The organism is Paraburkholderia sp. BCC1886, from assembly GCF_900996245.1.
GTDB lineage: Bacteria > Pseudomonadota > Gammaproteobacteria > Burkholderiales > Burkholderiaceae > Paraburkholderia.
The window spans coordinates 1-10,294 of the sequence record NZ_CAAJGK010000061.1 but is presented as its reverse complement, the minus strand read 5'-3'; the positions used below and the strand labels follow the sequence as shown (position 1 = coordinate 10,294).

At 54.4% G+C, this 10,294-nt stretch carries 8 protein-coding genes and 2 pseudogenes; 4 read left to right on the top strand and 6 right to left on the bottom strand.

The features are described 5' to 3' along the window. Positions 1-215 precede the first annotated feature (215 nt). Positions 216-854 (top strand): LysE family translocator, encoded by a 639-nt coding sequence (locus tag FQ746_RS22145; RefSeq protein ID WP_144111780.1) that lies wholly within the window; start codon positions 216-218, stop codon positions 852-854. 239 nt (positions 855-1,093) lie between these two features. Here the strand turns inward: FQ746_RS22145 and FQ746_RS22140 are convergent, their stop codons facing one another. Then, the gene (locus FQ746_RS22140; RefSeq protein WP_260854135.1) at positions 1,094-1,561 is read right to left on the bottom strand and encodes an SDR family NAD(P)-dependent oxidoreductase; all 468 of its coding nucleotides are present in this window, start codon (positions 1,559-1,561) and stop codon (positions 1,094-1,096) included. A 508-nt stretch (positions 1,562-2,069) separates the two neighbouring features. Here FQ746_RS22140 and FQ746_RS22135 point away from each other — a divergent pair. Beyond that, positions 2,070-3,164, top strand: a complete 1,095-nt coding sequence (locus tag FQ746_RS22135; RefSeq protein WP_144111779.1) for an NmrA family NAD(P)-binding protein — start codon at positions 2,070-2,072, stop codon at positions 3,162-3,164. A gap of 764 nt (positions 3,165-3,928) precedes the next feature. Here the strand turns inward: FQ746_RS22135 and FQ746_RS22130 are convergent. Both FQ746_RS22130 and FQ746_RS22125 read right to left on the bottom strand, forming a co-directional pair. After that, on the bottom strand, positions 3,929-4,324 hold the full coding sequence (locus FQ746_RS22130) for a helix-turn-helix domain-containing protein (RefSeq protein ID WP_260854134.1): 396 nt from the start codon (positions 4,322-4,324) through the stop codon (positions 3,929-3,931). A gap of 88 nt (positions 4,325-4,412) precedes the next feature. Next, positions 4,413-5,198, bottom strand: coding sequence for a carbon-nitrogen hydrolase family protein (locus FQ746_RS22125; RefSeq protein WP_144111778.1), 786 nt, complete (start codon positions 5,196-5,198; stop codon positions 4,413-4,415). A 1,195-nt stretch (positions 5,199-6,393) separates the two neighbouring features. On the opposite strand from FQ746_RS22125, the gene FQ746_RS22120 reads away from it, so the two are divergent. After that, positions 6,394-6,951 carry a winged helix-turn-helix transcriptional regulator gene (locus FQ746_RS22120; protein WP_144111777.1) on the top strand — a complete coding sequence of 186 codons (558 nt, stop codon included), beginning with the start codon at positions 6,394-6,396 and terminating at the stop codon, positions 6,949-6,951. A gap of 91 nt (positions 6,952-7,042) precedes the next feature. Then, positions 7,043-7,213 (top strand): annotated as a pseudogene (locus tag FQ746_RS22115) (transposase); the annotation flags it as partial. Between the two features lie 79 nt (positions 7,214-7,292). On the opposite strand, the gene FQ746_RS22110 reads toward FQ746_RS22115, so the two are convergent. From FQ746_RS22110 to FQ746_RS22105, 3 genes and pseudogenes are all read right to left on the bottom strand, one after another. Then, positions 7,293-8,033, bottom strand: a complete 741-nt coding sequence (locus tag FQ746_RS22110; protein ID WP_409932418.1) for an IS30 family transposase — start codon at positions 8,031-8,033, stop codon at positions 7,293-7,295. Between the two features lie 194 nt (positions 8,034-8,227). Then, a pseudogene (locus FQ746_RS35620) lies at positions 8,228-8,314 on the bottom strand (hypothetical protein); the annotation flags it as partial. A 590-nt stretch (positions 8,315-8,904) separates the two neighbouring features. Further along, positions 8,905-10,017, bottom strand: coding sequence for an alpha/beta hydrolase (locus FQ746_RS22105; RefSeq protein WP_144111776.1), 1,113 nt, complete (start codon positions 10,015-10,017; stop codon positions 8,905-8,907). Between the last annotated feature and the right edge of the window lie 277 nt (positions 10,018-10,294).

Genomic DNA, 10,294 nt, shown 5'->3' with positions numbered 1-10,294 from the left:
TTGCGCGTGCGCTTCGTTGACAGGTCCAACCCAAGGCCCAGTTGCGTCATCAGCATTCCCCTTAACTATCCCTCTTCCAGGATAGTTCACACTTACGTCAACGCCAGGACTTTTGCAGACCTTCCATAACTAGGACATTCAATTTTATTGCCGGGTACGGAGTATTTTTCGCAGACTACTTGGCTGCTCAGAAGAGCTCATTTTTGGAAACCTAAATGCTGTTTTCTACCTGGCTTCTGTATGTGGTGGTTGCGTTATTAAGTATAGCTAGCCCTGGGCCGGCCATTTTTCTTGCCATTTCAAATAGTGTCCGATATGGCATGAAGGCCGTGTTGATTTCGTCTGTGGGAAATATCATAGGTATATTTTTTCTCTCGGCGTTGGCCATAATGGGCGTGGGAGCGCTTTTGAAAGCATCCGAAAGTATGTTCCTTGTCCTGAAACTGTTCGGCGCCGCTTATCTTTTCTTTTTGGGAATCAGGCAGTGGCGCTCGAGGAAAAGTATTTTCACTGAGCTGGACAGCAACGAAGAACGGGCGGAAATCAAGCAGACTCGTATCTTCTCTCAAGCCGCTTTGCTCGCGCTAACCAATCCGAAGGCTATTCTTTTCTTCTCTGCGCTATTCCCCCAGTTTCTGGCGCCTGAGCATGGATTGCTGCCGCAGTTCTTGATATTGACGTTGACATTCATGGGAATATCTTTCTGTTCTCTCATGACATACGGGTTGTTCGCCCGGTACGTGAGGACGTGGATGGCGGTCAAGCGGCGTTACGTGGTATTCAACAAGTTTTTTGGAGCCGCCTTTATGTTTTTTGGCGCTAGCATGCTGGCAATGCGGATGTCCGCGAGGTAACGGCTTCTTACAGGGCAATTAACGTAGGATTCCAGCAGAGACTAGCAATTGCCGTTCGATGAACCGGTCCAACCGACCGGAATCGAGCGACCAGCGCGGGGATCGACCTAGCCGGGGAAATCGGCGCTCAGCGTGGTCGCTTCCCATGCGGCGATCTCCGCGCGCAGGCTATTCAATTTGCTTTTGACACGCTCCAACCCGTTGCTGCCCAGGATCGGATGGGCCGGTGGCGCAGGGGACTACACCGCGGCGATGATCGCTAGCGCCGCGCGCGCCGGGTCGCCAGGCTGCTTGCCACTACCGGCCGGGATGCCGGCGTGGCGCTTACCCGCGCCCGCTTCGTAGGCTTCAATCGGGTTTTTTGCCTGCTTCAGCGACCGTCCGGCCCAATCGGTACGGAACGGCACGGGCTCCACCGCTGTAACCTTCATCCCGAAGTCGACCGTCTCGGCGTCCGACGCTTCACTCAGACCTTCCACCGCGAATTTGCCGGCGGCGTTGTAGCCGCTCCCGGGATTGCCGATCAGGCCACCTACCGACGTGACGTTGACGATGTGCCCTGCGTGCTGTTTTCTCATAGCGGGTAACACGGCCTTGATGGTATTGACCACGCCAAAAAATTTAACTTCGAACATATCGCGCACGTCCCGATCTTCGCCTTCCTCGATAGCGCTCAGGTAGCCGTAGCCGGCATTGTTGACGAGCACGTCGATGCGGCCGAATTGATGTAGCGTTTTTTCAACCGCCTGTTTGATCTGCGCAACTTGTCACGTCGGGTTCGAGAACCAATGCACGATCGCCGTAGCGTTCGTCGAGTTCCGTCTGAGAGCTGGTTTAGCTTCCTGCCAGGCAGAACAAGACAGAAAGTTAACGCCAGGTCGCAAGAGTCACCGGATCTAAAATTAGTTTTGCAACAGCTTCTAAAGGAACGTTCGATCCGACTGGGAATTCAGTCATGCCTCGGGCGCGGAACCCGCAACACCTGCGGCTCGTTGCACAGAGACGCTCGTCAGCCATGAGAGATCGTCGAGGGATTTGGCTCGCACACTCCATTCCGCTCCACTACGACGTCCAAGCTTGCCCTTCACGCCATATACTCTTATTATAAGAGTATATGGCGTGGCTGGCGATGGTCGTTGGCTATTCGAATAATCGCGAGGCGGCTTGGTCATTCGTCGAGATGATCCGGTTCAATCCGAACCTGTGGAAACAAGTATGTCTTCTCTCGCTACGTCCAAGATTTTCGTTGTCGGCGGCACCGGCGCACAGGGTTTGCCAGTCATACACTCCCTCGTTGCCGACAGGAAGTATTCAGTTCGCGCCCTGAGTCGCGATCCGAACTCTCGAAGGGCAAAGAATCTGCTCGCGCTGGAGAACGTATCGATCCTGAAGGGCACATTCGCCGACGAGGGTGTCTTGCGGGAAGGGTTTCGCGGTTGCGACGGGGCATACATCAATATCGACGGGTTCAACAGCGGAGAAAAAACGGAGATGTATTGGGCTATCCGTAGTTATGAGATAGCCCTCGAAGAGGGGATTAAATTCTTCGTGTACGGGAACCTCGACTACGCACTCAAAAAGTCCGGCTACGATTCCCGCTTTCGCACGGGTCACTATGACGGAAAAGGCCGCATCGGTGAGTGGATTCTGTTCCAGAACCAGATGAACCGGGACCGCATGGGCGCAGCGGTGTTTACTACGGGGCCCTACATGGAGATGACCGTTTCGGCGATGACTCCGATGATGCCTTCTATAGAGGACGGCGTCGCGACTTGGCGCGTGCCGCTAGGCAGCGGAGCAGTGCCCCATGTCGCACTCCGAGACTGTGGATATTACTCACGCTGGCTTTTTGACAATCCGGAACGTGCAAATGGTATGAATCTCGAAGTCGCAATCGAGCATGTGGAGTACCAGAAGCTTGCCGAAGCATTCGAGAAGGTGACGGGTCATCCGGCTCGCTATGTCGACACGGACTTGGATGCGTATTGGAATGGCCCCCTCAAGATGGCGGCAAACTTACCCGCCGGATACAACGCGGATCCCAACGATAGAAGTACGATGAGCTTCCGCGACAACTTCACAGGTTTCTGGAATGTATGGAAATATGGAGTTATCAAAAGGGATTACGCGCTGCTAGATGAGATCCATCCTAATCGGATCAAGACGGTCGAGCAGTGGTTCCGTCTTGAAGACGAATGGGGAAGATCGCAGGGGAAAGGAAGTCTCTGGGAAAGGGTACAACCGGAAAACCTGTCGAAATCTCCTCCGCTTCTGAAGCTATTCGAGGATAAGAGGAAAGGCACGCTGTAAAGATCATGGTTCGACTTTTGTTCGACCTTCAGGGGATGTTCGACGCCCTCACAAAAATCGTCGGCAAGAACGGGCGTGCGTCGAAAAACGCCGATTTACCCTTGCGATCGCTTAGTGGTGAATTGTCCATTTGCCCGCCATTGAGCTCGTATCCTTCAGATTGTCGACGATCCAGGCTTGAATGTCGAAGGACTGTTCATGGCCGCACACGGTCCGAGGCAGGCCGATATCGATCGCTAATTGCAACAGGCACGCGAAAGGCATAAACCGACTCACTGCGGACAATCAGGTCTCAAAACCTGGCGGCAGAAAGCCGCCATTCGATTGCGTTCAGGCGCAAGCGTAACGGCCTAATGCCATCTCCCACTTTAAACTGAATTGGCTTAACGTAGTCTGGCTACCGGTTAAGTAGGTGCTCGGTAAAAAACGCCGTCACGCGTTGCTGTGCATGGACTTGTGCATCTGGATCCGTACCTTCGATCGGCACGATGCCGGTCTAGGTAGTAAAGGCCGGTACGTTATGCACTGGCATGTTTGGCCAATCGAAATCATGGTAGGCATTAGGATATATGTGCATCGTTGCGGAGGTGTCCTGGGCGACCGAATTCATCAACTGTTCGCATTGTTCGAGGGGATTCCAAACGTCTTTCGCGCCGACCAATAACAACAAGGGAACCGGACTTGACCAGGACGATCCTTGCGCTGAAACGCTGCAGCTTGAGGGGTAAAGGAAACCGCAGCGCGGAAGTTTCCTAAAGGGAGCGTCAGAGGCCGCGCGTGACTCGTGCTTCGAAATAGATGGTTTCGTACGAAACCTGCCTGGTTGGGTCGGTCAGATACATACATCTGAGTGTGCCTAATATCTGCTGGGGTGACCATTTGCACTCGAGCAGGGTGAGCGCGATACGCCAGCAGACGCTTTGCAGGCAAAGTTTTGTAGGGCGGCGCACCGCGCTGCAACGTGCGGCGCTGAGTGCTTCAGCCGGCACCGATGCAAAGCCGGCAGGAGAGCTGTTTCGCGCCAGTTCACGGCTAATGGTGGCCGGCGAGCGCCCAAGTATCCGGGCCATGGCCCGGATACTCGAACCTTGCAGATGCAGGCTTGCAATAGTCAGGCGCTCTTCAGGTTGAAGTTGCTGGAATGGGGTTCTTTCGTGCATTGCAACACCTTATACGAAGCGGTGTTGCACTTCAGATTTGAGGCCGCCCAGTGTCAAACGATGAAAATACCCTCGAATCTTTTTGTTGTTAGATCTCTTCAAACTTGCTTGAAATTTCCTCGACACAGCAAGGATAGGCTTTCTGGGCTGATGTTACCGCATCAAGGTCAAGTTCAATCGTGACGATTGGCTGATCCAAAGTGGAAGACATCAGCAGGAAACCCTCTGGAGAAAATACAAATCCTCCTCCGCCGAAGGCAGTAGACGCTGCCGAGCGTCGGTTTGAACTGATTACATAGCAGCCGGACACCAATGCGGCCATAGCCGCGGCAGTATGCCAATAATGCATTGATGTGCCACTGGTTCTTGGAACGGCGATGACGTTAGCGCCTTGGCGGCGGTAATGTCGCGCCCATTCTGTGAACATTAATTCCGTGCATAACAGCACCCCGATACGCAAAGCACCCACTTCGGCGATGTTAAATCCTAGACGAGCGGGCTCAAACCAAGTTTTTTCGAAAAAACCAGACTGCTCCGGGAAGTAATGCTTGTGATGGATTGGTGTATAGCTATCACGTTGTAACAAAAATGCCTCGTTTGCCAGTTTTGCAGGCGATGGAACGGGCCGCGAAGAAACGATGGCCGGCACGTTCAGCTTGCCGAGCTTGCCTATGCCACAGCGATGCGCTTCGATGCTTTCCCTAGCTTGGGCAGAGCTATATATCTGTGAAGACGCAAGCCATTGGCCAAATGGCATCTCGTTAAGTATAAGAAGATCCGTATCATGGTGTTCAAGGTGTTCGCTTAGTTGATCCCAACCTGGCGAATCTCCAGCATTGACCTGATCGGGTAGCTCACCAAAGGTAACTTTCATTTTCGTATTTTTTTAGAAATCTAATTTTGAATCTTGCAGATCATCGTCGTTTCTAGATACTCGCTGACGAGTCCAATTATTTTTCAGGTGGATCTCAGTCTTAGCGGTATTCGCCATGCACATTCCTTGTGCGCCCAATGGCGCACGTCGTGCACTGCCCCGTGGACAAGGATTTTCCCGCGTAAGAATCGCATTTGCGGCGCCATAACAACATGCTATAGGCCAAATGGTCCATTTCTTTTTCCGTCAAATCAATTACCCCGATTGGAATACTCGTCAACGTCATAATCGTCGCGCATAACAAGGTCTAACGGACTAGAGGCACAAAACCCACCGCACGACCATCGAATCGCTCGGCGTGAACCCGACTGTATCCATGAACAATGAGCGTGCTGTCGCTACGCACTCACCCAATCTTAACGGTGTGGGATTTCATTTGGAATGCTCCCAGCGTAAGAATTCTAAAAATGATCTCGCATTCAAGCCTCGCTTCATCTGGGTCGCAGCTACGCGCCCGCACAGTTAGCGACATGTCTCTCGCTCGAACCGAGGGAACCAATTAGCAGTGCCCACATGTGTGGCGACTAAGGTCGCAGCCGCGTCATCTATGTGCAATAAATAGTAAGACCACACGCCCCGCACAAACCAAAACGACACTCAACCAAAGCCTTTTATACCAAGGATTGATCCAAGATATCTAGCAGCGGCGTGTTATCCAGTAAACCGAATCTTGGCGTTATCACTAATCCATACATTTATCATTGAGCCGCGGATCGCGGCTCGAAGCACCAACAGAGTACGTCTCATCTGCGACGAGGGTTGAAGGCGGCCAAGCCCGGTGCCCCAGCGCCGCCGACGAAAATCTTGGACGGGACGCGACAAAACATGATTGTTTCCACCGGGTTTATTGGGCGGGATCGTCGGGATGAAAGCCTCTACCGCCGACAGCACGCCTGCGCGATTGCTCGGGACAGCAACCGCCATCAACTGCACACCATTAGCTCTTATAATAAGAGCTAATGGCGTGCCAAGCAAGCTTTAACTTGTAGAGTGCGAGACACCTTAAGTGTCGCTACATCCGCGTCCAGGACGCCCATGAATTCCCGGATCTAGTCGAACGGTCGCTTACAGAGTTCTGCTACTCTTATAACAATATTGATCCGACGATGGCTGTCGGGCGACACGGGAGCAGTTAATGCGTTCGAAAGGTTTCGACGGAATGGTGTGTTCGATCGCTGGCGTCATGGCGGCGATCGGCGATCGGTGGGGTTTGCTGATTCTGCGCGACATCTTCCTTGGCCTCAGCCGGTATGAAGATTTTCGCCAGTCGTCTGGCGTGACCAATGTGACGCTTAGTGATCGGCTGAAGCACTTGGAAGCGAATGGCCTCATTGAGCGACGGCGCTATCAAGTCAATCCGGAGCGTTTCGAATATGGTTTGACTCCGAAGGGCCGGCAAGTCGGCCCGGTGATGGCAATGCTTGCCCTGATCGGGGATAGCTGGAATGCATCTGGCGCTTCGGCACCGCCGTTGAAGTTCGTAAATCGAAAGACGGACGCTGATGTGGGATGGAGTTTCGTCGATCAGCGTACCGGCAAGAAGCTAGGTGTTCCAGATGTTGCCATCAAGGCAGGCCCGGGCGCGGACGACCTGATGCGCTGGCGTTTGTCTCACATCGAGCGTTCCAATGAGCCTCGGGGCGACGACGACGGCTGCGCACCGCCCCGACGGGCGGCGAAGCGCAGGGCCTGAGAGAGGTGGCGCGGGAAATCTGGACAGTCGGTTATGTGGAATCGCTAGGATCTGAGATAGGCATAATGCCTACAATGGAAACCCGACGAGGGCGAAGAGAACCCGGCGCACTCACTCAGCGGCGTTCAAGGCGAAAGTAGCATTAGCAGCAGTACGTGGCGCGCGCACACTGGCAGAATTGACGCGGCAGTTTGAGGTTCATCTGAACCAGATCACGGAATGGAAGCGGCAGTTGCAAGAGCGAGCGGCCGATGTGTTTGGCGTGGCGACTTCGACAAGTTCTCTGGCCGCACCCTTTCCCAAAGACTCGGCGGTTTCAAGGGTGAAGCGCAACAGCGGTACTAATGTTTAGAGCTTTGAGGTTGACTTGCTGATGCGAGGGGCGCGGCAAAGACATCGGATGGTGAATGGAAGTTGTGAGTTGTACGAGGCCGGCTATTCAGACTGTCGGCGATGGCGTCGGGTTCGTCGTGACTGTAGACCGAAAGGTCGGTGCCTTTGGGCAGATACTTTCGCAGCAGCCCGTTGGTGTTTTCGCAAGTGCCGCGTTGCCTGGGACTGTGCGGGTCGCAAAAGTACCCGTTCACGCCGGTTGCGGCAGCGAGTTCTTTGTGGCGCGACATTTCTTTGCCTTGGCCATAAGTGAAGCTCTGCCGCAGTGGCGCGACAATCGAACTGAGTTTGGCGGCGAAGCCCGCCAGCGCCGAAGCTGCGGTGGCGTCTTCCATCTTTGCGAGCAGCACCAGGCGGCTGGTCCGTTCAACCAGAACGCCGACCGAGGACTGGTTGCCCGCGCCCTTGATGAAGTCGCCTTCCCAGTGTCCGGGCAGCAGTCGGTCCTCAATTTCGGGCGGCCGCACGTGAATGCTGACCATGTCGGGAATCGGTCCGCGTCGGTCAGTGCCGCCTGTACGCGGCATGTGCGTGCTGTGCCCCTGGCAGGCAGGCGATGAGCTTGGCGGCGCAGTTCGCCGCGCGGCTGGGCATAGGTGCGCGTATAGATGGTTTCGTGCGAAACCTGCCGGGTTGGGTCGGTCGGATACATACGTCTGAGTGTGCCCGATATCTGCTGGGGTGACCATTTGCACTCGAGCAGGGTGAGCACGATACGCCAGCAGACGCTTTGCAGGCAAAGCTTTGTAGGGCGGCGCACCGCGCTGCGACGTGCGGCGCTGAGTGCTTCAGCCGGCACCGATGCATAGCCGGCAGGAGAGCTCTTTCGCCTCAGTTCACGGCTAATGGTGGCCGGCGAGCGCCCGAGTATCCGGGCCATGGCCCGGATACTTGAACCTTGCAGATACAGGCTTGCAATAGTCAGGTGCTCTTCAGGTTGAAGTTGCAGGTATGGGGTTCTTTCGTGCATTGCAACACCTTATACGAAGCGGTGTTGCACTTCGGATTTGAGGCCGCCACGTTTCAATGCTGTCCAGGCTTTGCGAAAGACGAACAACTTCAGGACCGTCTTTTCGATTTGAGAAGTTCTCGATTTTCAGAAACCTGCCATTGCAGGAATTTACGAGGTTTGCTTCGCGGGCCGCTTTAACCGTTAAGAAAGCAAGGTTAGAGAATTATTTGCGATTATCAACGATCCAACATGGCTCGATTTATGAGGCGCGGCTGACCCACTGATCGCCGCGGAAGTTCGGGTATTAACGAAAAAAGCCTGATCTGTGTCGGGCTTATACGGTTTGCTTGTCATTCGTGCCTCCCTACAACCCGATCCAGCCGTGGACATTGCGAAGCCATTTAAAGTCAAGGTTGTATCGCCGGATGATGGAAACCGCATTTCCCCGACTACAGGTCGAGGTGTTCGGCCCGGAGCTGTGTCTGCGTTGCGCACCATCGAGATAAGGTCTTCGCGCTCCGGGCTATGGTGTATCCACCAGGCTCTCAGTTGAAAAGGTCGAGGTCGCCACAGGGACTGCCGAGGCGACGCACGCTTTTCCGAGTCGGTCATTCCGATGCCGAGTCACATCCCGGCTTGTCGAACAATGCCGCCTGCCCGCACGCCGACGAAAAAATCCGGTAGCTGGAATGCCCGATCCCGCGAGCCTCGTAAACTCGCTGGCGTGTGTGCGGATCAAGAATGTGCACGTAGGCATCGAAAGCTTGTCCGCGGCCATAACGGGTCGCACCTTGTGCCTCGGCCGCACATGACTGATCCTGGCCGTCCCCGTCGGGTGCGTTATCCGAGGTCCCAAGGAGATAGATGATGTCGCGTCCGAGGTAACGTGTCTTGAGTTCATCGATCGAACCTGGCCGAGCCGGATAGGCAGGGCTGCCTGCTTGCAGACCATAATTCCATTGGTTGAACGAGGGACAGGAGGCTGCGTTGAAAGGCGCAAAGTTCCCGTGGGAATCGGGGCGTTCGTCGGTCAAATAAAGGTACGTCGCAGGATTTGATACGACATACCGGACGTGGACCGGAGCGTCCCCAAGATTAGCTTCGCCGTTTCCAAGAACTGCATAGTCCTGAACAAATTGTCCGCCTGCCGAATGCCCGGCAAGCACAATATCCTTAAGATTCGGGAAAATGGCACGATTCGCCAACCGGTGGAATATCTGATCGACGACTTCAAATGAACTGATTGCCGCCGCGTCCTGAGATCGCTTTCCTATCTCCCAGTCGTTTTCACCCCATCTGAGAATGTTGTCCGTTAAGTTGTGTGCGGCGACATCTTGCGCCGTCAAAAACTGAGGCGTGACTATGACAGCTGTACTCGCCGCATCTCCCGCGAGTTCTGCGGCGTGTTCCCCGGAGCGAAGATCGCGCCGCGGCCAGCCAGGGATCACAATGACGGCACGGGTAACGTCGGTTTGAGTCCTGCTCCAGTCCCGCGACACCGCAACCGGCATTTTGAAGTTGCCCAACGGGGTTTCGATGTCCAGTCGTTCTTTCTGCACCATAGGTACGGCGGTTTTGACAAGCTCACGCTCCGGCATGACCTTGATAGCTGATGCGGGCGCAATAGACTTGAGATCATGAGTTTCAGCCGAGGCAATCGATGCCGATGCTGTACCAAAAAATACCAACAGAGAGCATGTGGTAAGGCGTGATCGATACAATTGGAGTCTCCTTTCTAAGGCGTTGTCGAAAAATCGGAAGGCGTTTGACAATGCCAGTTATAGGTATGTTTAGTAACGCCAGAGTGCTTGCGCCGTTGACTCGCACATTGGCGTGAAGTGTAACGGGCTATTACTCGTCGAGTGGCTGTTAAGGAAGGTCTGCAAAAGTCCTGGCGTTGACGTAAGTGTGAACTATCCTGGAAGAGGGATAGTTAAGGGGAATGCTGATGACGCAACTGGGCCTTGGGTTGGACCTGTCAACGAAGCGCACGCGCAA

What these genes read in the sequence shown, in the direction of transcription:
- FQ746_RS22145 (WP_144111780.1), top strand. Translation starts at nt 216, where the DNA reads ATGCTGTTTTCTACCTGGCTTCTGTATGTGGTGGTTGCGTTATTAAGT.
- FQ746_RS22135 (WP_144111779.1), top strand. Translation starts at nt 2,070, where the DNA reads ATGTCTTCTCTCGCTACGTCCAAGATTTTCGTTGTCGGCGGCACCGGC.
- FQ746_RS22130 (WP_260854134.1), bottom strand. Translation starts at nt 4,324, where the DNA reads ATGCACGAAAGAACCCCATTCCAGCAACTTCAACCTGAAGAGCGCCTG.
- FQ746_RS22125 (WP_144111778.1), bottom strand. Translation starts at nt 5,198, where the DNA reads ATGAAAGTTACCTTTGGTGAGCTACCCGATCAGGTCAATGCTGGAGAT.
- FQ746_RS22120 (WP_144111777.1), top strand. Translation starts at nt 6,394, where the DNA reads ATGCGTTCGAAAGGTTTCGACGGAATGGTGTGTTCGATCGCTGGCGTC.
- FQ746_RS22110 (WP_409932418.1), bottom strand. Translation starts at nt 8,033, where the DNA reads ATGGTCACCCCAGCAGATATCGGGCACACTCAGACGTATGTATCCGAC.